The organism is Burkholderia sp. Bmkn7 (assembly GCF_041103175.1).
Taxonomy (GTDB): Bacteria; Pseudomonadota; Gammaproteobacteria; order Burkholderiales; family Burkholderiaceae; genus Burkholderia; species Burkholderia cepacia.
In genome coordinates this window covers 2,878,722-2,900,599 of the sequence record NZ_JBGCUH010000002.1, presented here as the reverse complement: position 1 = coordinate 2,900,599, position 21,878 = coordinate 2,878,722, and the positions used below count along the sequence as shown (strand labels likewise).

The 21,878-nt window shown below is 67.6% G+C and carries 24 protein-coding genes; 14 read left to right on the top strand and 10 right to left on the bottom strand.

Translation table 11 applies throughout. The features are described 5' to 3' along the window. Window positions 1-36 precede the first annotated feature (36 nt). The 6 genes from AB3K92_RS18980 to AB3K92_RS18955 are packed head-to-tail and all read left to right on the top strand — an operon-like array spanning window position 37 to window position 3,957. Window positions 37-423 (top strand): DUF350 domain-containing protein, encoded by a 387-nt coding sequence (locus AB3K92_RS18980; RefSeq protein WP_021163477.1) that lies wholly within the window; start codon window positions 37-39, stop codon window positions 421-423. Window positions 424-450: 27 nt separating this feature from the next. Next, window positions 451-1,491 (top strand): SPFH domain-containing protein, encoded by a 1,041-nt coding sequence (locus tag AB3K92_RS18975; protein WP_369465620.1) that lies wholly within the window; start codon window positions 451-453, stop codon window positions 1,489-1,491. Window positions 1,492-1,500: 9 nt separating this feature from the next. Then, complete coding sequence (locus AB3K92_RS18970) at window positions 1,501-3,018, top strand: DUF4178 domain-containing protein (RefSeq protein WP_369465619.1); 1,518 nt, start codon at window positions 1,501-1,503, stop codon at window positions 3,016-3,018. Next, window positions 3,015-3,164, top strand: a complete 150-nt coding sequence (locus tag AB3K92_RS18965) for a hypothetical protein (protein WP_153489189.1) — start codon at window positions 3,015-3,017, stop codon at window positions 3,162-3,164. Before AB3K92_RS18970 ends, AB3K92_RS18965 begins: the two co-directional genes overlap by 4 nt. Beyond that, complete coding sequence (gene speD / locus AB3K92_RS18960) at window positions 3,161-3,556, top strand: adenosylmethionine decarboxylase (RefSeq protein ID WP_175850891.1); 396 nt, start codon at window positions 3,161-3,163, stop codon at window positions 3,554-3,556. Before AB3K92_RS18965 ends, speD begins: the two co-directional genes overlap by 4 nt. 14 nt (window positions 3,557-3,570) lie before the next feature. Next, complete coding sequence (locus AB3K92_RS18955) at window positions 3,571-3,957, top strand: hypothetical protein (RefSeq protein ID WP_059587004.1); 387 nt, start codon at window positions 3,571-3,573, stop codon at window positions 3,955-3,957. A gap of 173 nt (window positions 3,958-4,130) precedes the next feature. Here AB3K92_RS18955 and AB3K92_RS18950 read toward each other — a convergent pair whose 3' ends face one another. From AB3K92_RS18950 to AB3K92_RS18940, 3 genes are all read right to left on the bottom strand, one after another. Beyond that, complete coding sequence (locus AB3K92_RS18950; RefSeq protein WP_321898880.1) at window positions 4,131-4,919, bottom strand: lysozyme inhibitor LprI family protein; 789 nt, start codon at window positions 4,917-4,919, stop codon at window positions 4,131-4,133. Window positions 4,920-5,040: 121 nt separating this feature from the next. Then, window positions 5,041-5,928 (bottom strand): DUF4261 domain-containing protein, encoded by an 888-nt coding sequence (locus tag AB3K92_RS18945; protein ID WP_059619322.1) that lies wholly within the window; start codon window positions 5,926-5,928, stop codon window positions 5,041-5,043. 213 nt (window positions 5,929-6,141) lie between these two features. Then, window positions 6,142-6,594, bottom strand: coding sequence for a type II toxin-antitoxin system RatA family toxin (locus tag AB3K92_RS18940; protein WP_021162997.1), 453 nt, complete (start codon window positions 6,592-6,594; stop codon window positions 6,142-6,144). Window positions 6,595-6,775: 181 nt separating this feature from the next. On the opposite strand from AB3K92_RS18940, the gene AB3K92_RS18935 reads away from it, so the two are divergent. Continuing rightward, window positions 6,776-7,816: a bifunctional nicotinamide-nucleotide adenylyltransferase/Nudix hydroxylase gene (locus AB3K92_RS18935; RefSeq protein WP_021162996.1), complete on the top strand. Its 1,041-nt coding sequence runs from the start codon at window positions 6,776-6,778 to the stop codon at window positions 7,814-7,816. Window positions 7,817-7,890: 74 nt separating this feature from the next. After that, entirely contained in the window at window positions 7,891-9,324 is a 1,434-nt protein-coding gene (locus AB3K92_RS18930) for a nicotinate phosphoribosyltransferase (protein ID WP_369465618.1), read from the top strand. 165 nt (window positions 9,325-9,489) lie between these two features. Here AB3K92_RS18930 and AB3K92_RS18925 read toward each other — a convergent pair whose 3' ends face one another. Further along, on the bottom strand, window positions 9,490-10,947 hold the full coding sequence (locus AB3K92_RS18925) for a PLP-dependent aminotransferase family protein (RefSeq protein ID WP_021162994.1): 1,458 nt from the start codon (window positions 10,945-10,947) through the stop codon (window positions 9,490-9,492). Window positions 10,948-11,073: 126 nt separating this feature from the next. Here AB3K92_RS18925 and AB3K92_RS18920 point away from each other — a divergent pair, with 126 nt between their 5' ends. Beyond that, window positions 11,074-11,961 carry a DMT family transporter gene (locus AB3K92_RS18920; RefSeq protein ID WP_021162993.1) on the top strand — a complete coding sequence of 296 codons (888 nt, stop codon included), beginning with the start codon at window positions 11,074-11,076 and terminating at the stop codon, window positions 11,959-11,961. 58 nt (window positions 11,962-12,019) lie between these two features. On the opposite strand, the gene AB3K92_RS18915 is transcribed toward AB3K92_RS18920, so the two are convergent. Then, on the bottom strand, window positions 12,020-12,388 hold the full coding sequence (locus AB3K92_RS18915) for a VOC family protein (protein ID WP_021162992.1): 369 nt from the start codon (window positions 12,386-12,388) through the stop codon (window positions 12,020-12,022). A gap of 77 nt (window positions 12,389-12,465) precedes the next feature. Here AB3K92_RS18915 and AB3K92_RS18910 point away from each other — a divergent pair, with 77 nt between their 5' ends. Next, window positions 12,466-13,167 carry a YafY family protein gene (locus tag AB3K92_RS18910; RefSeq protein ID WP_059485457.1) on the top strand — a complete coding sequence of 234 codons (702 nt, stop codon included), beginning with the start codon at window positions 12,466-12,468 and terminating at the stop codon, window positions 13,165-13,167. 46 nt (window positions 13,168-13,213) lie between these two features. Here the strand turns inward: AB3K92_RS18910 and lysA are convergent, their stop codons facing one another. Continuing rightward, entirely contained in the window at window positions 13,214-14,452 is a 1,239-nt protein-coding gene (lysA, locus tag AB3K92_RS18905) for a diaminopimelate decarboxylase (protein ID WP_059650188.1), read from the bottom strand. A gap of 109 nt (window positions 14,453-14,561) precedes the next feature. Between lysA and AB3K92_RS18900 the strand changes: the two genes are divergently transcribed. Next, window positions 14,562-15,476 carry a LysR family transcriptional regulator gene (locus AB3K92_RS18900; protein ID WP_021162990.1) on the top strand — a complete coding sequence of 305 codons (915 nt, stop codon included), beginning with the start codon at window positions 14,562-14,564 and terminating at the stop codon, window positions 15,474-15,476. Window positions 15,477-15,538: 62 nt separating this feature from the next. After that, entirely contained in the window at window positions 15,539-16,138 is a 600-nt protein-coding gene (locus AB3K92_RS18895) for a GNAT family N-acetyltransferase (protein WP_369465617.1), read from the top strand. Between the two features lie 108 nt (window positions 16,139-16,246). Here the strand turns inward: AB3K92_RS18895 and AB3K92_RS18890 are convergent, their stop codons facing one another. Continuing rightward, entirely contained in the window at window positions 16,247-16,819 is a 573-nt protein-coding gene (locus AB3K92_RS18890) for a DUF4142 domain-containing protein (RefSeq protein WP_369465616.1), read from the bottom strand. Window positions 16,820-17,201: 382 nt separating this feature from the next. Next, the gene (locus AB3K92_RS18885) at window positions 17,202-17,825 is read right to left on the bottom strand and encodes an HAD hydrolase-like protein (protein WP_059587015.1); all 624 of its coding nucleotides are present in this window, start codon (window positions 17,823-17,825) and stop codon (window positions 17,202-17,204) included. 205 nt (window positions 17,826-18,030) lie between these two features. Here AB3K92_RS18885 and AB3K92_RS18880 point away from each other — a divergent pair, with 205 nt between their 5' ends. After that, entirely contained in the window at window positions 18,031-18,474 is a 444-nt protein-coding gene (locus AB3K92_RS18880) for a GNAT family N-acetyltransferase (RefSeq protein WP_021162985.1), read from the top strand. Between the two features lie 57 nt (window positions 18,475-18,531). Beyond that, entirely contained in the window at window positions 18,532-18,750 is a 219-nt protein-coding gene (locus tag AB3K92_RS18875; RefSeq protein ID WP_006480837.1) for a DUF1653 domain-containing protein, read from the top strand. 73 nt (window positions 18,751-18,823) lie between these two features. On the opposite strand, the gene AB3K92_RS18870 is transcribed toward AB3K92_RS18875, so the two are convergent. Together AB3K92_RS18870 and AB3K92_RS18865 are read right to left on the bottom strand one after the other, a co-directional pair. Then, window positions 18,824-20,035, bottom strand: a complete 1,212-nt coding sequence (locus AB3K92_RS18870) for a winged helix-turn-helix domain-containing protein (RefSeq protein WP_369465615.1) — start codon at window positions 20,033-20,035, stop codon at window positions 18,824-18,826. 381 nt (window positions 20,036-20,416) lie between these two features. Then, entirely contained in the window at window positions 20,417-21,805 is a 1,389-nt protein-coding gene (locus AB3K92_RS18865; RefSeq protein WP_059485450.1) for an MFS transporter, read from the bottom strand. Window positions 21,806-21,878: the final 73 nt, after the last annotated feature.

Sequence of the window (21,878 nt, the reverse complement as noted above, 5' to 3'; positions counted from 1 at the left end):
GGGGCGGCGAACCGAGCACAAAATCCGAGGGAAAGAATGAATAGTGCCTATCTCTATGCGGTTCATTTACTGTCGGCGTTCGTGCTGCTTCTTGTGTTCGCGGCAGTGTACCTGAAGGTCACCCCGTTCGACGAACTGGCGCTGATCCGCGACGGCAACGCGGCCGCGACGCTGTCGTTCGGCGGTGCGCTGATCGGCTTCTGCCTGACGCTCGCGTCCAGCATCGCGCACAATTCCACACTCGGCGAAGTCGTGATCTGGGCCGTCGGCGCGATGGTCGTGCAACTGATCACCTATGCGGCGCTGACGCGCCTGATGCCCGGCATGAATCATGCGATCGAGGATCGCAACGTCGCAATGGGCGGCCTGATGGGCACCGCGTCGCTCGTCGTCGGCATCATCAATGCCGCCTGCCTGACCTGACGCGCCACGCGTTTCGAGGAGACCGACATGAGTCTGGGATCGTTTATCCGCAAGCAGTTCATCGACGTCCTGCAATGGACGGAAGACACCGACGGCGTGCTGGCCTGGCGCTACCCGATGGAAGACCAGGAAATCCAGTACGGCGGCAAGCTGACCGTGCGCGAAACGCAGGTCGCGATCTTCGTCAACGAAGGCAAGGTGGCCGACGTGTTCCAGCCGGGGCTGTACACGCTGGAAACGAATACGCTGCCGGTGCTCACGTACCTGAAGAACTGGGACAAATTCTTTCAGTCGCCTTTCAAGTCGGACGTCTATTTCTTCAGCACGCGGCTGCAGCTCGGCCGCCGCTGGGGTACCGCGCAGCCGGTGACGATCCGCGACCGCGAATTCGGTTTCGTGCAGGTGCGCGCGTTCGGCATCTACTCGTACCGGATCGTCGACGCGGCCGCGTTCTATCGCGAGGTCAGCGGCACGCGCGCGCAGTACACGGTCGACGAGGTCGAACAGCAACTGCGCAACCTCGTCGTGACCGCGATGAGCACGACGTTCGGCTCGGCCGACGTGCCGTTCGTCGACATGGCCGCGAACCAGTCGCTGTTGTCGCAGCGTGTCGCCGACGCGCTGGCGCCTGTGTTCACGCGCTACGGCCTCGCGCTCGACGCGTTCGCGGTCGAGAGCGTGTCGCTGCCGGCGGAACTGCAGAAGGCGCTCGACCTGCGGATCGGCGCGGGGATGGCCGGCGATCTCGCACGCGCCACGCAGTACCAGACCGCGCAGGCGATTCCGCTCGCCGCGCAGAACCCGGGCGGCATCGCGGGCGTCGGCGCGGGGCTCGCCGCGGGCGCGGCGATCGGTCAGGCGATGGCCGGCCAGATCGCGGGCGCCGCGCAACCGGCGCCGGCCGCGCCGCCCGCGCCCGCTGCAGCGCCGGTGGCGGCCGCGCCGGCGGAAGGCACCGACTACGTGCAGCGGCTCGAACAGCTGAAGACGCTGTTCGACAAGGACCTCGTGACCGAAGACGAATATTCGCGCGCGAAGGCCGAGATCCTCGCGAAGCTCACCCGGTAAGCGTCGCGCATGTTCAGTACCTCGTGCCCCCAGTGCGGCGCGCCGGTCGAGTTTCGCTCGGCGGCGGCCGTGATGGCCGTCTGCGCGTTCTGCCGCAGCACGCTGCTCAAGCGCGGGACCGACGTCGAGCGGATTGGCGAACTGGCCACGGTGCTCGACGACGCGTCGCCGATCCAGATCGGCACGGCCGGGCGCTACGGCAAGCGCACGTTCACGGTGCTCGGGCGCATCCAGATGACCTACGACGCCGGCGTGTGGAGCGAGTGGTATGTCGTGTTCGACGACGGCACGTTCGGCTGGCTGTCGGATGCGTCGGGCCAGTACGCGGTGACGGTGCGCGAGCCCGACGATGCGTCCGGCGGCGCGTGGCCCGCGTTCGGCACGCTGGAGCCGGGCATGCGGATCGACCACGGCGGCCGCGCGTTCCTCGTGTCCGACGTGCGCACCGCGCGCTGCACGGGCGGCGACGGCGAGCTGCCGTTCCGCGTCGATGCCGGCTGGGAGGCGCGCGTCGTCGACCTGCGAACCGGCAACGCATTCGCGACGTACGACTATTCCGACGCCGATTCGAACGGCGGGAGTCCGGCCGTCTACACGGGAGAAGCGCTGGAGTTCGATGCGCTCGCGTTCACCGGGCTGCGCGATACCGACAACGATACGCGCGAGAAGCGCGGTGCGGAGATGGTGCCGTTCGCGTGCCCGAGCTGCGGCGCGCCGCTGTCGTATGCGCCGAACGTGGCCGACTACGTGGTGTGCGGCAGTTGCCATGCGGGCGTGCAGTGCACGGCCGAGCAGCAGACCGTGTTCGCGGCACAGCGCAAGCTCGACGCGGTGAAGGGGGCGCTGGAACTCGGCGCGATCGGCACGTTCGACGGCGTGAAGTACACGGTGATCGGGATGATGCGCTGCCGCGTGCCGGGCGACGAGGAGACGTGGGACGAATACCTGCTGCTGAACCCGAAGCGCGGTTTCCTGTGGCTCGTGCAGAGCGAAGGGCGCTGGGAGCGTGTGCAGGTGCTCGACCAGTGGCCGACGATCGGCAGCGAGTCCGACGTGACCGACGGCGGCAAGACCTACCGCCTGCGCGAGGAATACGACTCCGAGGTCGTCTACGTGGTCGGCGCGTTCAACTGGCGCGTGCAGGTCGGCGATCGCACGTCGATCATCGACTATGGCTGGCAGAAGGACAAGCTGACGCGCGAGCGCAGCGACGCGGAGATCGTCTGGTCGCGCGCGCGGCCGCTGTCGGGCAGCACGCTCGCCGAACGCTTCGGCACGCCGGCGCTCGCGACGGCCGCGGCTGCGGCGGCAACGGGCGCTAGCGCGTCGACCGGCCTGTTCGGCCGGAAAGGCCCGCACAGTTTCGCGCCGCTGCCGCTCGTGTTCAGCGCGCTGCTCGTGATCCTGAACATGGGCGCGCTGTTCTCGTTCAGCGGCCGCTCCGTTTACGTGCTGGTCGGCCTGCTGGTGCTGTGGCTGCCTGAATGGCTGTGGAAGAGTTTTGCGTCGGACGGGGGCAACGCGTGATCCGGTACATCCTCTACGGTGTCTACGGCCTGATCGTCGTCACGCTGTTCAGCTGCGCGTCGATCGGCGGCAGCGGTTCGGGCGGCGGGGGCTGGGGCAGTTCGTCGGCGCGCAGCGGCTACTCGTCGTACGGGTCGCACAAATGATCGCGCGCGACGGGATCGCGCCGCCGCGCGCGACGTTCGGCTCGCACGTGCTGGCCGACCTGGCCGGCATCGACGCGGCGTTGCTGCGCGACGCCGCACGGCTCGAGACGCTGCTCACCGAAGCGGCGCGGCAGGCGGGCGCGCGCGTGATCGGCGCGCATTTCCATCATTTCGGCGGCGAGCACGGCGTGACGGGTGTCGTGCTGCTCGCCGAATCGCACATCACGATCCATACGTGGCCCGAGCATCGCTTCGCGGCCGTCGACGCGTTCATGTGCGGCGCGGCGCGCGCGGCCGAGGCGGTCGATGCGATTGCCGCTGCGCTCGGTACGCAGGCGCAAGTCCGGCAGCAGGTTGCGCGCGGCGGTGCAGCCACGTGTGCGGGCGTTTGACTCTCGTTGCCGATATGCAGAACCACATTCGATTCTCCGCGTTGCTCGGCTGGGCACTGCTTGCCGGCCACGCTGCCGCCGATGTGCAGCCGAAGGCGCCGAGTCCGGTCGTGATGGTGCACTTCGATTACGACGAGAAGGACACGGCGCGCCTTCATGCGCTCGAGCAACGGCTGGATCGCGCGGTGAAGCGGGCCGGGGCCGGCGAACTGGGCGAGACCGAACTGCATCGCGACGGCAACGACGGGTATCTGTACCTGTACGGCGCCAGCGCCGACCGGTTGTATGCGGTGGCGCGCCCGATCCTGAAATCGTCAGGATGGCTGACCGGCATGGAGGTGACGTTGCGCCGCGACGCCGGTGCGCAGACGTTCCCGTTGCGCCGCGACGGCGCCCGTTAGTGCGAAGGTGCGCCGGGCGGCACGGCGGGTGCCGCGGCCGTCGCGAATCGGGGCGGAAAAGGTGATTTCGTCATGGCCAACGTGGGCGACATGCCGCCGGGGCGTCATCGCGATGACGCATCGCTGCTCGGCGAGTCGTATCCGGGAGGCCGGACACCGTGACGCACCGGCCGCTAACGATCGAACCGGAACGTCGACACACTGTGCAGCGTCGCGTCGTCGGTGCCGACGAAGCCCTGCGTCCCCGCGACGGCCGAGCGCTGGCCGTTGCTCAGTACGGCCCAGTAGCATTCGCCGGCTGCCGAGTAAAAGCCGGTTTTCGGATCGCTGATGCGGCACATGATCGTCGCGCTCATGCCGTGCCAGCCGGGACCGGAGATGCGCTCGACTTCCTGCGGGATGCCGGGGCCGTACGATGTCACCCATTTGCCGTCATCCTGCTTCACGAATCCCGCTTCCTTTTCCGCGACCGGCTCCAGCGCGCCGTCGACGATCTCGAACGAGATGAACCTGCTGCTATAGGTCATGTTGCGGCCGACGATCGCGACGCAATGGTCGCTGCCGCCTTCCGGGCACGGCTTTTTCACCTGCCGGTTCGCGAGGTATTCGAACGAGATGCCGAGCGCAGGGTCGCGATAGGTTTTCCAGCCCGCGTGTTTCACCTGCTTCAGCGCCGCCGTGCGGTCGCGGTATGCGGCGGCGATGCAGGCGGCGTCGGCGCAGGCATCGCGCTGCTTGAGCCATGCGCGTTGCGACCGGATCACGGCCTGCTGGTCGGCGGCGATGCCGACTGCATCGTAGTACGCGTTCGACAATGCGCTGTCGGCCGACATGAGTGCCTCGTCGGCGCAGATCAGCTGCTCGGCGCGCGTCGTCGCACGTGCGCATTGGATGCCGTCGGCATGGGCCGACAACGAGAGGCCGATGGCGGCCAGCGCGAGACCAGGGCGGATGCCGAACACGGACGGCTCCTCAACGGGTTCGAACGGCGGCTGTCACGCCGCCGTCAGGTGACGCAATGGCGCACGCGGTTCGCGAAGCGTTGAACTCGTGCGCCATGCAGCGGGATACGACGGGGCGAAATCAGCGATTGATTTCGTCCGCCGAGATCAGCTCGGCCACCAGCACCGGCGCCGGCCCCTGCAGGTAGTACTCGTGCTCGAGCGGTTCACGCAGCTTCATGAACGTTTCCGCGCCGACCTGCATCGTTTCGCCCGCATGCATGCGCGCGCCGCTTTCGAGCAGGTAATGCATCACGCTGTTGAAGATGCCCGAATAGCGTTCGCCTTCGTGATGACCTTCCGCGAGCGCGGCGAAATCCGGCAGGCCGAACACGTCGGCGCCATAGGTGCGCATCCACACGCCCTGGACGCCTTCGACCTCGTATTTCACGAAGCCGCAGAAGAACAGGTTCAGCGGGATATTTCGCAGCACGTCGAGGCTTTCGTCGCCGAGTTCCTTCGCGTTGAAAACGCCCGCCGGCAGCGACGTGTGCGCATGCTCGTTCAGCACCGCGAGGCCGTTCTGTTCGGCCAGCGCGCCGGCGACGGCCGCCAGGGCGACGTACTGGTCGAGCGGATTCGCCTCGTGCCCCGCGTAGTAGAGGATCACGTGGCTGCGGCTCGCGCGCACCTGCTGTTTCAGGTCCTGCCCGTAGTGGGCGGGCGCGACGCACGCTTCCAGCGCGTCGGACGGATAGGGCGCATCGAAGCCGACGAGCCGGACGACGTGGTTGCCCCAGCCGGCGAGCCCGAACACCTGCGAGAGCGTCGGCTCGGTTTCGACGCGCGCCTGCTTCATGCTCGGGTGGTACGCGCGCAGTGCGGCCGTCAGCGCGGCGATATCGACCTGCAGCGGGCCGTCGAAGACGACCGTCACGCTCAGCGGATTCTCGACGTCGGGTGCCGCGGCCAGCGCGACGGGGTTTTCGGGTACTTCCTTGCGGCCAAAGAATCGGGATATCAGGCTCATCGGATTATGTTCGTGTCGAAGCCGTTTCAGGGAGGGGGCCCCGTTCTCTCGGTCGGGGCGCGCCGTCAGGGTGACGGCCGCCCGTAGTTTCCTCGGGTTCGGCGAATCTGGCAAATGTGAGGTGAATGCGTGGCGGTGAGGCGGCGGCGCGTTCGAATGCATCCGGCAGGCGGGGGCGCAGACACGCCGGACCGTGCGGCCCGCGCTCGCCGGTCAGTGCGGCAGCGCTTCCGCTTCGGCCCAGCGCTTGAACGAGTCGAGACGCCGGCGCGTCTGCACGAGATAGAACGCGCCGATCAGCGGTTCGAGCAGCCAGCGCAGCCAGGCCGGCTGGGCGCGGAAGTGGTACGTGAATTTCACCTCGGTCGTGCCGGGCGTGCGCTCGGTGAAGTTCCAGCTGCCGCTGAAGCGTTCGAGCACTTTCGGGCCGTCGACCATTTCGACCGCCGCGACCTGCGGCGGCCGGTACGAGATGTAGCGCGACACCATCGTCGCGCCCGACTGGCTGCGGCAGAACGCGTCGACGCCGACGTCGGCCGTCGTGCCGTCGAGCAGATAGGCATCGGTGAGGAAGCTGTCCCACACGAGCCGCCGCGCGTAATCCTGCGACCACGTGAAGAGGCGCCTGCGATCGACGCCGACGGTCCGGCTGACTGAGATCCTCATGATGGCGGGTGCAATGGCGCGGATTGGGATGGATTCGAGTGTAACCCGCCGATTCACGGCATTTCTTCATACTTCGTCAAGTCGAGCAAGGGCTCGATTGACGACCTCCGGGATTTCCCCTACGATTCACACCAACCCTTCGGGAAAGACCCGAAGCGTTTCAATCTCTTGAGGGAGCCTCATGAGTACGCAACAGAACCGGCGCTTCGACGCGCTCGTTTTCATTGGTCGTTTCCAGCCTCCGCATCGTGGTCACCTGAACGTGCTGAAGTCGGCACTGAGCCGGGCCGAGCGCGTGTGCGTGCTGATCGGGTCGACCGACAAGCCCCGCACCATCAAGGATCCATTCTCGTTCGACGAGCGCCGCCAGATGCTGGCTTCGCTGCTCGACGCGTCCGAGCGCGACCGCGTGACGATCGCGCCGTTGCAGGATTCGACCTACAACGACGGCGACTGGGTGCGCTGGGTGCAGGACGCCGTCGCGTCCGCGCTCGGCGACGTCGCGCAGCGCAAGGTCGGGCTGATCGGCCACGAGAAGGACGCCACGTCGTATTACCTGCGGATGTTCCCGCAATGGGAACTCGTCGACGTCGACGCGACGGAAGACATTTCCGCCACCGAGATCCGCGACCAGTATTTCGCCGAACGCCCCAACAGCTTCGTGCAATGGGCCGTGCCGGAACCCGTGTTCGGCTGGCTCGAGCGTTTCCGCACGCAGCCGGAATTCGCGCAACTGAAGTCGGAAGCCGAATTCATCGCCGCGTATCGCAAGGCGTGGGCGGCCGCCCCGTATCCGGTCACGTTCGTGACGGTCGACGCGGTGGTCGTGCACTCGGGCCATATCCTGCTGGTGCGCCGCCGCAGCGAACCGGGCCGCGGCCTGTGGGCGCTGCCGGGCGGGTTCGTGAACCAGGACGAGCGGCTCGACGCGGCCTGCATCCGCGAGCTGCGCGAGGAGACCGGCCTGAAGCTGCCGGAGCCCGTGCTGCGCGGCTCGATCAAGGATCGCCAGGTGTTCGATCACCCGACGCGCTCGTTGCGCGGCCGCACGATCACGCACGCGTGCCTGTTCAATTTCCCGACCGGCGAACTGCCGCGCGTGAAGGGCAGCGACGACGCCGACAAGGCGCGCTGGGTGCCGCTGAACGAATTCGCGCAGATGCGCAACGTGATGTTCGAGGATCACTTCGACATCGCGTATCACTTCCTGGGGAAGCTTTGATCCGCTGATTCCCCGCATTCCGGTCCGCCGCGACAGACGCGGCGGCACTTCAACGGCCTAGAGGAGCTCTAGCCATGCAAAACGTTCCCGGCGGCTTTGCCGCGGTTCTCGCCAATCCGATCCTCAACACGGATTCGTACAAGGCTTCCCACTTCCTGCAATATCCGCCCGACGCGCAGGCGATGTTCTCGTACGTCGAATCGCGTGGCGGCCGTTACGACCGCACGGTGTTCTTCGGACTGCAGATGTTGCTGAAGGAATATCTGTGCAAGCCGATCACGCGCGCGATGATCGACGACGCGCGCGATTTCTTCACGGTGCACGGCGAGCCGTTCAACGAAGCAGGCTGGCGTCATATCGTCGAACGCTACGACGGTTATCTGCCGGTGAAGATCCGTGCGGTGCCGGAGGGTTCGGTCGTGCCGGTGCACAACGTGCTGATGACGGTCGAATGCGACGACCCGCAGGTGTTCTGGCTCGCGTCGTATCTCGAGACGATGCTGCTGCGCGTCTGGTATCCGGTGACGGTCGCGACGCGCAGCTGGCACCTGCGGCAGACGATCCGCCGCTTCCTCGAAAAGACCGACGACGATCTCGCGCAACTGCCGTTCAAGCTGCACGACTTCGGCGCGCGCGGCGTGTCGAGCGCGGAGTCGGCCGCGATCGGCGGCGCGGCGCACCTCGTGAACTTCATGGGTTCGGACACGGTGCTCGGCGTGGTGGCCGCGAACCGCTTCTATCGCGAGCCGATGGCCGCGTACTCGGTGCCGGCGGCGGAGCACAGCACGATCACGTCGTGGGGGCGCGAAGGCGAGGCCGACGCGTACCGGAACATGATTGCGCGCTTCGGCTTGCCCGGCGCGATCGTGTCGGTCGTGTCGGACTCCTACGATCTGTTCGCCGCACTCGACCTGTGGGGCGGCGAGCTTCGGCAGGCCGTGCTCGAGTCGGGCGCGACGCTGGTCGTGCGTCCCGATTCGGGCGACCCCGTGAAGATCGTGCTGCAGACCGTGCGTGCGCTGGACGCGTCGTTCGGCTCGACCGTGAACGGCAAGGGGCGGCGCGTGCTGAACCGCGTGCGCGTGATCCAGGGCGATGGTGTCGACGAGCTGTCGATCGAAGCGATCCTTTCCGCGCTCGACGAAGCGGGTTACGCGGCCGGCAATGTGGTGTTCGGCATGGGTGGCGCGCTGCTGCAGCAGGTGAACCGCGATACGCAGCGCTTTGCGATGAAGTGCTCGGCGATCCGGCGCTGCGGCGAGTGGCACGACGTTCGCAAGGATCCGGTAACCGATCAGGGCAAGCGCTCGAAGAAAGGGCGGCTCACGCTGCTGCGCAATGTTCGAACCGGCGAGTATCGGACGACGACGCTGCCGGTTGCGTGGGACGACCGGATGCTGGAAGGCGAGTGGGAAGAAGCGCTCGAGACGGTGTTCGATACGGGGCGCCTGCTCGTCGATACGTCGTTTGCCGAGGTGCGGGCGAGGGCGCACGCAGGGGAGGTGTGACGCGGGCGGCGGGGTATCCCGCCGCGTCGTTAGCGTTCGGGCGGCGTGGGCGACGGGCGTGCACGGCACGGCGTCCGCGTCGACGTCTCCGGTCAGCACGTTCGCAGGCGCCGGCACGGAATTGATGTCGCCTTCATCGAAACCATCGAGCGCGCTCGCCTGCCGTCACGATTCGCGGGCGAGCGCGCGCCCCGCCGTGTCCTCCGCCCGCACCGCCTCCATCGCCCGCGCCAGCGCGTCGAACACCGCCGGCCCCTTGCAGCGCGACACGTTGAAGCGCATGAACGAGGTCGCGCCGTGCGACGCGCTGAACACGTTGCCCGGCGCGAGCACCACATCGTGATCGAGCGCATGGCGTGCGACACGCGCGGCGTCGAGCCCGTCGGGCAACTCCGCCCACACGAACAGGCCGCCGCGCGGCTCCGTCCAGATCCCGAGGCCCGCGCGTGCGAGGCGCCGGATCGTCTCGCCCATTGCATCCGCGAGACGCGCGCGCAGGCTGTCGAGATGGCGCCGGTACGTGCCGTCGACGAGCAGCCGGTGCACGACGTTCGCGCCGATCTGCGCATGGCCGAACGATGTCGCGAGCTTCAGGTCGACGAGCGCCTCGATCCATTCCGGGCGCGCGGCGACGTAGCCGCAGCGGACCGCGGCCGACAGCGTCTTCGAGAAGCTGCCGATCGACACGACGCGCGACAGCCCGTCGAAGGCCGCGAGGCGCGGCGCGGGCGTGCTCTCGAAATCCGCGAAGATGTCGTCCTCGACGATCAGCAGGCCGTGCTCGGCCGCGAGCGTCAGCAGGCGGTGTGCGACGGGCGGCGCGAGCGTCGCGCCGGTCGGGTTGTGCAGCGCCGCGTTGGTGATGTACAGGCGCGGCCGGTGCTCGGCCAGCACCTGCTCGAAGCGCGCGAGATCGGGGCCGTTCGGCGTGTACGGGACGCTGACGATCCGCGCGCGATGCGCGCGCAGCAGCGCCTGGAAGTTGAAGTAGCACGGATCGTCGAGCACGACCGTGTCGCCCGGCTCCAGCAGCAGGCGGCACACGAGGTCGAGCGCATGCGTGCCGCCGTCGGTCAGCATGATCTGCGCGGGTTCCGCGTGGACGCCGTGCTGCGCGAGCCGCCAGGCGAGCTGCTGGCGCAGCGCGGGCAGGCCGAGCGGCGTCGCGTAATCGGTCAGCGCGTCGGATTCGTCGCGCGACACGGCGCGCAGCGCGCGGCGCAGGCTCTCGTCCGGCAGCCACGACGGCGGCAGCCATCCGCAGCCGGGCTTCACGGTCGTCGGCGCGGCCTCGAGCGACTGGCGCGACAGCCACAGCGGATCGAGCTCGCGATCGAGACGCGGGCCGAGATCGGCGAGCGCGAGCGGCGGCGCGTGCCCCGACACGTAGAAGCCCGAGCCGCGCCGCGCGACGAGCACGCCTTCGCTCGCGAGCCGCTCGTATGCATCGACGACGGTCGATTTCGACACGCCCAGCCCGTCGGCCATCATCCGGATCGACGGGACGCGCGCACCGGGCATCAGCGCGCGGCTCGCGATCCGCGCGCGCAAGGTGTCCATCACGGTTTCCACGCGCGTGCGCGACGGCGCGGGCGGAACGGAAAGCGGCGCGGAATGGCTCATGGCGAAGAATGAACTGTACGGACGGTTGTCCAGTACAGTTTGTCGGAATTGTATTGGGCTGTAGCTTACGCGCTTTTCACGGGCGGCGGATCATCGGTGATCCACTTTCCCCGTTCAGGATTTCCCGTGCAAAAGACGACCGACGGATGGCTCAGCGGCCTGCTGGGCGTGATCATCTTCAGCGGCTCGCTGCCCGCGACGCGTATCGCGGTGCAGGGGCTCGACCCGCTGTTCCTCACGTTCGCGCGCGCGACGATCGCCGGCGCGCTCGGCCTGCTGCTGCTCGTCGTGCTGAAGCAGCGGCGGCCGACCCGCGCCGAGGCCGTGTCGCTGGCCATCGTCGCGCTCGGGGTCGTCGTCGGTTTTCCGTTGCTGACGGCGCTCGCGCTGAAACATGTGACGTCCGCGCACGCGATCGTGTTCGTCGGGCTGCTGCCGCTCGCGACCGCGCTGTTCGGCGTGTGGCGCGGCGGCGAGCGGCCGCGGCTGCCGTTCTGGATCTTCTCGATCGTCGGCAGCGGTGCGGTGGCTGCGTTTGCGTTGCGCAACGGCGGCCAGGCGTCGGTGATCGGCGATGCGCTGATGCTGGCCGCGATCGTCGCATGCGGGCTGGGCTACGCGGAAGGCGCGCGCCTGTCGCGCCAGCTCGGCGGGTGGCAGGTGATCTCGTGGGCGCTCGTGCTGTCGCTGCCGCTGATGTTGCCGCTCACGTGGCTCACCTCGCCCGCGTCGTTCGACGGCGTCGATGCCGCCGCACTGTGGGGGCTCGCGTACGTGTCGTTGTTCAGCATGCTGATCGGCTTCGTGTTCTGGTATCGCGGGCTCGCGCTCGGCGGGATCGCGAGCGTCGGCCAGTTGCAGCTGCTGCAGCCGTTCTTCGGCCTGCTGCTGGCGGCCGGGCTGCTGCACGAGACGGTGCCGCCGTCGATGGTCGTCGTGACGGTCGTCGTGGTCGGCTGCGTGGCGGGCGCGAAATACTTCTCGAAAGTGGCACCCGTGCAGCGCGCGGGCTGACGCGCGCGCCTGGTAGAGGGAACGGGCGCGACCCGCCGCGGGTCGCGCCCGTTCGCGCTCAATCGTCCGGGGTACACACGCGCAAGCGGTGGCCGTCCGGGTCGAGCGCGACGAACGTCAGGCCGAACACGGCCGTCATCGGCGCCTGCTCGAACGTCACGCCGAGCGCCTTCCACGCTTCGTACAGGCGCCGCACCTCGTGGTCGTCGTCGACCATGAATGCCAGCTCCGAGCGGTGGCCGGCGCCGCCCGACACGAAATCGCGCGCGCGGGTCGACCACAGGCCCAGGTGCAACCCGTTGTCGAACGTGAATGCCGCATAGGTGGGAAACGCGGCGACGGGCGGGCGCCCGAACAGGCGCGCGTAGAACTGCGCGCTGCGCGTCGGGTCGTCGACATACAGGAGAACGAGATTCGGAGAGGTCATGCGGGGCCGTCCCGGGATCGATTAAGATGCGTCCCATTCTATGAACGGATGCTGTCAGAAAATGGCAGCATGGAACGATGACGCGTGCCGAACGATTGCTCGCGCTGCTGCAGGTGCTGCGGCGCCACCGCCGCCCGGTGAGCGGCCGCGTGCTGGCCGGGGAACTCGGCGTCAGCCTCCGTACGGTCTATCGCGATATCGCGTCGCTGCAGGCGCAGGGCGCGGACATCGACGGCGAGCCCGGTGTCGGTTATGTGCTGCGTGCCGGGTTCATGCTGCCGCCGCTGATGTTCTCGCAAACGGAACTGGAAGCGCTGATGCTCGGTTTTCGGTGGGTCGGGAAGTTCGCCGATGCGCAGCTCACGACGGCTGCGTCCGATGCGCTCGCGAAGATCTCCGCGGTGTTGCCCGCCGAGCTGCGCCGCGAGATGGAATGCACGACGCTGCTCGTCGGCCCGCGCACGATCGTCGATCGGGAAACCGTCGACATGGGTGTCGTGCGCACGGCGATCCGTACCGAAAGCAAGGTCAGGATCCGCTACGCGGACGAGGGCCGGAAAACGGGCGGCGAACGGATCGTGTGGCCATTCGCGCTCGGCTATTTCAATGACGTGCGCATCCTGGCGGCGTGGTGCGAAGGCCGGAACGATTTCCGGCATTTCCGGACGGATCGCATCGTCGCGCTCGAACGGCTGGACGTGCGCTATCCGCGGCGACGCGCGGCGTTGCTGAAGGCGTGGCGTGCGGCGGGCGCCGACGTGCGCGTGACGGTGAGGTGAGGGGGCGAGGTGCGCAGGCCGCGCACCCCGTTCCATCGTGCCGGCCTTACTCGAACGTTTCGAGCGCGAGCAATTCGTCGATCGTCTGCCGGCGGCGGATCAGCCGCGGCGTGCCCCGATCGACGAGCACTTCCGGCGCGAGCGGCCGGCTGTTGTAGTTCGAGGACATCGACGCGCCGTACGCGCCCGCGTCGTGCAGGAACAGCAAGTCGCCGATCTGCGGCTGCGGCAGCTTGCGGTGCGTGACCACGCCGCCCGCGTCCTGCGTGAACACGTCGCCCGATTCGCACAGCGGCCCCGCGATCGCGAGCTCGACCAGCGGCCGTCCGGCCGGCAGCGCGCCATCGTGCGCGTGCACCGACACCGCGTGGTAGCTGCCGTACATCGACGGGCGCATCAGGTCGTTGAAACCCGCGTCGATCAGCACGAAATCGTGCTTCGGCCGGCGGTTGACGGCCTGCACTTCGGTGACGAGCGTGCCGGCTTCGGCGACGAGGAAGCGGCCCGGTTCGATCTCGATGCGCACCGGGTGGCCGAGATGCCGTTCGATCCGCTTGCGCGCGGCGTCCCACTGGCTGAAGTAGTGACCGACGTCGACGCGCGGCTCGCCGTCGCGATACGGGATCGACAGGCCGCCGCCGGCCGAGATCGCGTCGATGTCATGGCCGAGCGACGTGACGAGGTCGACCATCGCATCGCATACCTGCGACAGGTGGCCGTAATCGACGCCCGACCCGATATGCATGTGGATGCCGACCAGCTTCAGCCCGTACTGGCGCACGATCTCGATCGCGCGCGGCACGTCGTCGATCCAGATGCCGTGCTTGCTCTGCGGGCCGCCGGTGTTGGTCTTGTTGCTGTGGCCGTGGCCGAAACCGGGGTTGACGCGCAGCCACACGCGGTGGCCGGGCGCGTGCTCGCCGATGCGCGCGAGCATGTCGAGCGAACCGGCGTTCACGGTCACGCCGTGCTTCAGCACCGCCGCGAGCGTCGGACGGTCGATCAGGTCGGCCGTGAACACGACGCCTTCCGGCTCGCCGGCCGGGCTGAACCCGGCCGCGAGGCTGCGCTCGATCTCGCCGAGCGACACGGCGTCGACGCACGCGCCTTCGTCGCGCATCAGCTTCAGGATATGGACGTTCGAATTCGCCTTCTGCGCATAGCGGATCACGTCGAACTGACGCAGTTGGGCGATGCGGTCGCGGATGACGTCGGCGTCGTACACCCACAGCGGGGTGCCGTATTGCTGCGCGAGCGTCGCGAGCTGGCGGGAATCGAGGGACATGGCGGATGAATCGGGTCGAATGAACGGATGACGTGAATGATGCGCCTGTTTATCTATGCAGTAAAATGCCTATTTATCGAAATTCGATTCACATTTGATATAGACGATCATGCTCACGCACCGCCATATCGAGGTCTTTCGCGCGCTGATGGTCACCGGCAGCACGACGCGCGCGGCCGAGATGCTCTATACGTCGCAACCGACGATCAGCCGCGAGCTCGCGCGCATGGAGCAGGTCGTCGGCTTCGCGCTGTTCGAGCGCGCGCACGGCCGGTTGCGGCCGACGATGGCCGCGCTCACGCTGTTCGACGACGTGCGGCTCGCGTATGTGGGGCTTGAACGCGTCGCGGCCACGGCCGCGCGCCTGCGCGAGTTTCGCGACGGTCAACTGTCGGTGATCGCGCTGCCGGCGTTCTCGCACGCGATTCTCCCCGGCGCGGCGCGCCGGTTTCGCGACGCCCATGCGGGCGTCAGCCTGTCGGTCGAAACGCAGGAATCGCCGATGCTCGAAGAGTGGCTCACCGCGCAACGTTACGACCTCGGGCTGACCGAGCACGACGTCGCGCCGGCCGGCACCGTGCTCACGCCGTTGCTCGAAGTCGACGAAGTATGCGTGCTGCCCGACGGCCATCCGCTGCTCGCGCAGGATGCGATCGATCTGCCGGATCTCGCCGATCGCCCGTTCGTGAGCCTGTCGCTGAACGATCCGTACCGCATCCTGATCGACGAGGCGTTTGCGCAGCTCGGCGTGGCGCCACGCTCGGTCGTCGACACGCCGTCGGCCGTGTCGGTGTGCGCGTTCGTGCGGCAGGGGCTCGGCGTCGCGATCGTCAATCCGTTGACCGCGCTCGATTTCGTCGGGCGCGACCTGCACGTGCGGCCGCTCACCAGGTCGTTTCCGTACCGCGTCAGCGTGATCGTGCCCGAGCACCGGCCGAAAAGCCTGCTCGTCGATGCGTTCACCGATGCGCTGCGCGGCGAGGCGAAGGCGATCCGCCGCCGGCTGGCCGCGATCCTCGGCTGACGCGGCCGTATGATGGGCGTTTCGCCGCCATCGCCGTTTTTTCGTCTTTTCCGGAACCGCTCATGACCGATGCTTCCGCTTCCCTCGAACAACCGATTCTCACCAGCGAACGCGTTGAACTGCGGCCGCTCGAACGATCCGATCGGCAGGCGCTGCTGGACGCTGCCGCGGACGGCCGGTTGTGGAACCTGAAGGTCACGGTCGTACCGGGCCCGGACACGATCGACGCGTATATCGACACGGCATTGCAGGGGCGTTCGGCCGGCACCGTGATGCCGTTCACGATCGTCGATCGCGCGTCGGGCCGCGCGATCGGCAGCACGCGTTTCTGGAAGATCGATCGCAAGAACCGCAAGCTCGAGATCGGCCATACGTGGTTGAGCGAATCGGCGCAGCGCACGCGTGCGAACACCGAAGCGAAATGGCTGCTGCTGGGTTATGCGTTCGACGTGCTGCAATGCGTGCGCGTGCAGTTCACGACCGACGAGCTGAACGAGAAATCGCGCGCGGCGATCCTGCGGCTCGGTGCGAAGCAGGAAGGCATCGTGCGGCACGAACGGATCATGCCGGATGGCCGCAAGCGCAATTCGGTGCGCTTCAGCATCATCGACGACGAATGGCCGGAGGTGAGGGCGCGGTTGATGGCGAAGCTTGCGACGTAACGTGTCGCGTAAGACGCCTGGCGTGCGTCGCGTCGCGGGAGGGGGGCGGCGACGCGGCGGCAGGGGAAAAAGCCGTGCGCCGCGCACGATGCGCGGCGCGGCGGCGCGTTACTGCGCCGATGCGAGGTGGTGGCGCTCCGCGAGCTTCTGCGCGTCGGCGTAATGCTTCTGCAGGATCGGCAGCGACTGGCGTGCAACTTCCTTCAGCTTCGTGTCGCGGCCCGATGCGATTTCGGCCTGGAAGGCCGAGATGGTCTTCTGCTGGCCGGCGAGCGCGACCTGCTCGATGTACGCCTTGTCGAACTCGGCGCCGCGCAGGGTCTTGATGCTGTTCAGCACGGCCGTGTCGGGGTCGTTGGCGGGCACGTCGACGCCGCGCGGGCTGGCTGCGCGCATCGCCTGGATGATCTTTTCATCGTCGGCCGACACGCGTTGCGCGAACGCCTTGACCTGGCTGTCCGACGTGCGCGAATCGGCGATGCGCGCCGCATCGTGCTGCGTCGACACCGTTTTCGTGCCGTCCGTGATGAATGCCTGGTCGGCTTCGTGGATGCGCGTCGCGGTGGCGGCGGCCGGCGCGGCCGGTGCCGGTTGTGCAGTTTGCGCGGTCGCCGTCACGGCGACGAGAAGCAGGCCAGCGGCAGACAAGGCAAGGCGCGAGACGTTGGGAAAGCGGTTCATGGGACCTCCTTTCAATCGGGGCTCTGGTTGAAAAACGGATCGGGTGATCCGTCGCTGTGCGAGAGACCGGGCGCGCCCGGGCCGGATTCGACCGCCGCTCTGCCGCGGCGCCGGTCGAAGTGTTTCCCGGCCCGACTGATTCTAGGAGGGCGATCCGGTAGCAGGTGCTACCGCGCTGTGGTTTGTGTAACGGTTGGTAAGACGAATCGATGAGCACGCATGCCGGCAGGTATTGCGTACCTGTCGCGTGCGTGGCGGCGGCAATTTTTGCGCGCATGCGGCGTGCGGAATGCACGTGGGTGTCATCCGCCAGTCATCGACATGCCGCGGTGACGCGCGTCGAGCGTCGACGCTGGCCGGCATCGCGATGCGCGCGAACGTGTCACACGCGGTCGAGCAATGCGTCGAGACGCGGCAGCAACGGCGTCGCGCAATGTGCCTGCAACGCGTCGGGCGCGGTGTAGCCCCACGCGACCCCCTGGAATGCGATGCGCGCGCGTCGTGCCGCGTCGGCGTCGCGGATTTCATCGCCCACGTACAGCACTTCGTCGTTGCGCAGGCCGGCTTCATGAACGAGTGCGCGCAGGCGACGTGCCTTGCCGAACAGCGGAATGCCGCACGCGAAATGTTCGACCCGGCTGCTGGCGTGCGGGCCGAGCCGGTCGCGCACGATCTCCTCGGTATTCGACGTGGCGATCGCGATGCGGATGCCGCGCGCGGCGAGCGCGTCGAACGTTTCGCCGACGCCGGGGAACAACGCCACTTGCGCGACGCGCGGCCGCATCAGGCGACGCATGTCGATCGTCACGCGCGGCACTTTCCACATCGGCACGTCGAGCGCGCGAATGATGTCGCGCGCCGACATCCCGCGCAGTGCCGGACGCAGCTCGGGCGTGGCGTCGCGAAAGCCGTGCATGCGCGACGCTTCCGACAGCGCCGCGAGAAAACTGTCGAGCGAATCGGCGAGCGTGCCGTCGAAGTCGAAGGCGATGAGGCGGTAGGGCATGAAGCGGCGTGGCAGGTTATCGGGCAGACGACATTGTCACCGAATCGCGGCCCGTCGCCCGTGCGGTCGGTTGCGCCCGCGGCGAAACGAGAGGGTCGAGCAGCGTCTTCGCGTCGTCCGGATGATCGGCACTGTACCTTGTCCCCCGCCGCGCCGCGCGGTATCGTCGACACTTCGCTTTCCACCACCCCGACCGGAGACCGACGTGCCTGCTGCCACCCCCGCCACGCTGAGATTTTCCACCGACAAGCGCGAACTCGACGTCGACGCGATCTTCGACTTCCTGCATCGCGACGCGTACTGGTCGCAGGGTATTCCACGCGACGTGGTGGAGAAGGCGATCGAGGGTTCCCTGTGCTTTGGCGCGTATATCGGCGACCGGCTCGTCGGCTTCGCGCGCCTCGTGACCGATCACGCGACGTTCGCGTACCTGTGCGACGTGTTCGTGCTGCCGGCCGAACGCGGCAACGGCTACGGCCGCGCGCTGATCGACCACGTGTTCGCGCAGGAGATGGTGCAGGGCCTGCGCCGCATCATGCTCGTGACGTCCGATGCGCACGAGCTGTACCGGCCGGTCGGCTTCGGGGCGTGCGCGAACCCCGAGCGGGTGATGGAGATCCGCCGCCCGGACATCTACGCGAAACGCTGACGCGCGGCGCAGCGCATACAATACGCGCTTTCCGTTTTTGCCGAAGAGAAACCGATCATGACCGAACAGGAAGCCGAACAGCTCGCGACGCATCGCCATTACAAGGGCGGGCTGTATCGCTACATCGGCGTTGCCCGCCATTCCGAAACCGAGGAATCGGTGGTCGTGTACGAACACCTGTGGCCGCATGCGCGCGGGCTGTGGGTGCGCCCGGAAGCGATGTTCAACGGGAACCTCGAAGACGGCACGCCGCGTTTCCGCAAGCTGCGCGACTGATCATCGGCCGGCCGCGTAAGCCGGCCTTGCGGGCCGGCTGCGCGAGCCGAATGTCGAGCCGAATGCGCGGGTATCAGTCGGCGGCCAGCGCCTTCACCAGTTCCGGCGGTGCGTGCCGGGTCGTGACTTCCGGCGTGCCGTGCCACGCCGCGAGTTTCTTCACCGCCTTCGCGACATCGGCGGCGAGCCCCGTGCCGAACCGCACGCCCGGCTCGACATGCACGGCCTTCAGTTCGAACGTGCGGAGCGTGCGATGCGCCTTCGCGTCGACGCGCCCGACCAGCCGGCCGCGATGCAGCACCGGCAGGCAGAAATAGCCATAACGCCGCTTGTGCTCGGGCGTATAGCATTCGATCGTGTAGTCGAAACCGAATAGCGTCGACGCACGCCGCCGGTCCCATACGACCGGGTCGAACGGCGACAGCAGCGTCGTGACCGTCGAGCGCAGCGTGTCGGCCTCGGCGGCCGGCAGCAACGCTTCAAGCGAGCGATGCACGTAGGCCGGCTCCTTCCAGTCGTCGATCGCCACCGGGATCAGGTCGCCCGCGTCGGCGAGCTGCTCGAGCTCCGCGCGGTACGAGCGGCGCGGCAGCCGATAGTAGTCGGCCACCCAGTCCGCGCGCACGACGCCGAGTGCACGGCACGTGTAGTCGAGCAGCGCGGGCAGCACGGCTTCGCGCGGCGGGAGGTCGCGCGTGTCGTCCCAGCCGGGCAGCACGCGCTCGCGCACGTCGTACACGCGCTGGAAATTGCGGCGTTCCGACACCATCAGGTCGCCCGTCGTGAACAGCACTTCCAGGTGGCGCTTCTCGGGCTTGCGATCCCACCAGCCGTTGCCCTTCACGCCATCCTCTCGCGCGAAATCGGCCGACCGCACCGGGCCTTCCTCGCGAATCCGCGCAAGCAGCCGTTCGATCTCCGGACGATTCTGCTCGTGCCAGTCGGCCGCATATTTCCAGCCCATCCCCGACGGATCGAGCATCTTGTAGCGCATCAGGCCGAACTGCTCGACCGGCAGGAAGCATGCTTCGTGCGACCAGTATTCGAACAGCCGCGCCTCGGCGAGATGTTCGTCGAGCCACTGCGGCGAGAAATCGCCGAGACGGCTGAACAGCACGAGATACGGGCTGCGCGCGACGACGTGGATGGTATCGATCTGCAGCTGCGCCATCCGGCGGATCGTGTCGAGCACGTCGGCTTTGGTCGCCTTGCGGCGGGGCGGTGTCAGCAGGCCCTGCGCGGCGAGATGCAGGGCGCGGGCGGCGGCGGGCGAGAGCGTAATCATCGGAGGGGCGGCCGGGAGTGATGGTCGGGAACCACTTTAGCGCGAAAGCGGCGCGCGCGTGCGACGTGCCGATGCAACGTGTCTGACAATGGTTGACAGATACGTTTCGCAAGTTTCCCTATAGTGCAGTCCATGGCGCGACGAAATGTGCGCGCAACGATTCCGCTTCCGACGCACATATGTCCATGGCACGCAGGAAGCGAATCCGGGATTCTCAACCCCCATCGGGAGACCCGGAGCCCTGAGCGGACATCCATGCGGCTGTGCACCGGCCCCGTGTGGATGTCCGCTGATTTTTTTGTTTTTTCCGGTTTGCTTCGCGGGCGGTTTTCCCTGCTGCCCGTTCTGCCCTGTCGCTATTCCCGATCGTCCGACTGATTGCTACTGGCGCTTGCCGCGCGCGACTTCGTCGCCGGCGCCGGGCGGCAGCCGCCGCGTGATCGGAATCGACGCGAACGAGCACAGCCCGACCACCAGGAACGCGGGCCAGAAATCCGACCACACCATCTTCTGATGACCCTGCAGCCAGTGCGAAACGTGCAGCACGAGGCCGGCCACCGTCACGCCAAGGCCGAGCGACATCTGCTGCACGACGCTGCCGAGGCTGGTCGCGCGGCCCGCGTCGCGCGGCGAGATGTCCGCATAGATCATCGAGTTCAGGCTCGTGAACTGCAGCGCGGGGAAGATGCCGCCGACGAGCACGATCAGCCAGATCGCCCAGGTCGCCATGCCGGGATGGAACACGCCGTACGCGGCGATCGCGAGCCCCGCGAATGCCGCGTTGTAGATCAGCACCGTGCGAAAACCGAAGCGGCGCAGCGTATGCGTGGCGGTCGAGCGGCTGACCGCGCCGCCGAGCGCGGACGCGCACGTGATGAGGCCCGAGTGGAACGCGCTCATGCCGAGCCCTTCCTGCAGCGCGAGCGGCAGCAGGAACGGCACCGCGCCGAGGCCGATGCGGAACAGCGACCCGCCGACGACGCTCGCGTGATACGTCGGGATCTTGAGGAAGCTGAGGTCGAGCACCGGGCGTTCCTTGCGGCGCGCGTACGGCACGTAGAGCGCGAGCAGGACGGTGCCGGTCACGCACATGGCGAGGGCGTTCGAGCGCGACGTGAGCGCACCGTCGATCAGCGTGAGGCCCATCAGCAGCAGTGCGGCGCCGCTGGCCGACAGCAGGAATCCGAACCAGTCGAGCGGGCCCGGGTCGGGCTCGTGCGTGTTCGCGATGTGCTTGCTCGCGAGGTAGATCCCGTAGATGCCGATCGGCACGTTGATGAAGAAGATCATCCGCCAGTGCAGGTAGGTCGTGATGAAGCCGCCGACGAGCGGCCCGACCGTGGGCCCGAACAGCGCGGGAATCGCGAGGTAGTTCATCGCGCGCACGAGATCCGAGCGCGGCACGGCGCGGAAAATGATGATGCGGCCGACGGGCACCATCATCGCGCCGCCGACGCCCTGGATGAAGCGTGCGAACGTGAGCACGCCGAGGGAATTGGATGCCGCGCACATCAGCGAGCCGACGACGAAGATGCCGATCGCGGTGCGGAACACGGAGCGCGCGCTGAAGCGGTCGGCCAGCCAGCCGCAGATCGGAATGAACACGCCGAGCCCGACCACGTAGGCCGTGATCGCAATGTTCAACGTGACGGGGCTGTGCCCGAAGTCCCTCGCCATCGCGGGCAGGGCGGTGACGATGATGTTCGCGTCGACGCTTTCCATGAACAACGCACAGGCAACGATGAGCGGTGCTAGAAAGACGGGCGACATGGGCTGGGCGCGCGGTAAAGACGCCATTATGCCCACAATGTGACCGTTGAGTCACGTACGACAACAGATGTTC

Coding starts and splice junctions, on each gene's coding strand:
- AB3K92_RS18970 (WP_369465619.1), top strand. CDS start 1,501: ATGTTCAGTACCTCGTGCCCCCAGTGCGGCGCGCCGGTCGAGTTTCGC.
- AB3K92_RS18955 (WP_059587004.1), top strand. CDS start 3,571: ATGCAGAACCACATTCGATTCTCCGCGTTGCTCGGCTGGGCACTGCTT.
- AB3K92_RS18940 (WP_021162997.1), bottom strand. CDS start 6,594: ATGAGGATCTCAGTCAGCCGGACCGTCGGCGTCGATCGCAGGCGCCTC.
- lysA (WP_059650188.1), bottom strand. CDS start 14,452: ATGTCCCTCGATTCCCGCCAGCTCGCGACGCTCGCGCAGCAATACGGC.
- AB3K92_RS18890 (WP_369465616.1), bottom strand. CDS start 16,819: ATGAACCGCTTTCCCAACGTCTCGCGCCTTGCCTTGTCTGCCGCTGGC.
- AB3K92_RS18900 (WP_021162990.1), top strand. CDS start 14,562: ATGCTCACGCACCGCCATATCGAGGTCTTTCGCGCGCTGATGGTCACC.
- AB3K92_RS18925 (WP_021162994.1), bottom strand. CDS start 10,947: ATGAGCCATTCCGCGCCGCTTTCCGTTCCGCCCGCGCCGTCGCGCACG.
- AB3K92_RS18910 (WP_059485457.1), top strand. CDS start 12,466: ATGACGCGTGCCGAACGATTGCTCGCGCTGCTGCAGGTGCTGCGGCGC.
- AB3K92_RS18930 (WP_369465618.1), top strand. CDS start 7,891: ATGCAAAACGTTCCCGGCGGCTTTGCCGCGGTTCTCGCCAATCCGATC.
- AB3K92_RS18895 (WP_369465617.1), top strand. CDS start 15,539: ATGACCGATGCTTCCGCTTCCCTCGAACAACCGATTCTCACCAGCGAA.
- AB3K92_RS18980 (WP_021163477.1), top strand. CDS start 37: ATGAATAGTGCCTATCTCTATGCGGTTCATTTACTGTCGGCGTTCGTG.
- AB3K92_RS18935 (WP_021162996.1), top strand. CDS start 6,776: ATGAGTACGCAACAGAACCGGCGCTTCGACGCGCTCGTTTTCATTGGT.
- AB3K92_RS18885 (WP_059587015.1), bottom strand. CDS start 17,825: ATGCCCTACCGCCTCATCGCCTTCGACTTCGACGGCACGCTCGCCGAT.
- AB3K92_RS18865 (WP_059485450.1), bottom strand. CDS start 21,805: ATGTCGCCCGTCTTTCTAGCACCGCTCATCGTTGCCTGTGCGTTGTTC.
- AB3K92_RS18945 (WP_059619322.1), bottom strand. CDS start 5,928: ATGAGCCTGATATCCCGATTCTTTGGCCGCAAGGAAGTACCCGAAAAC.
- AB3K92_RS18870 (WP_369465615.1), bottom strand. CDS start 20,035: ATGATTACGCTCTCGCCCGCCGCCGCCCGCGCCCTGCATCTCGCCGCG.
- speD (WP_175850891.1), top strand. CDS start 3,161: ATGATCGCGCGCGACGGGATCGCGCCGCCGCGCGCGACGTTCGGCTCG.
- AB3K92_RS18875 (WP_006480837.1), top strand. CDS start 18,532: ATGACCGAACAGGAAGCCGAACAGCTCGCGACGCATCGCCATTACAAG.
- AB3K92_RS18915 (WP_021162992.1), bottom strand. CDS start 12,388: ATGACCTCTCCGAATCTCGTTCTCCTGTATGTCGACGACCCGACGCGC.
- AB3K92_RS18975 (WP_369465620.1), top strand. CDS start 451: ATGAGTCTGGGATCGTTTATCCGCAAGCAGTTCATCGACGTCCTGCAA.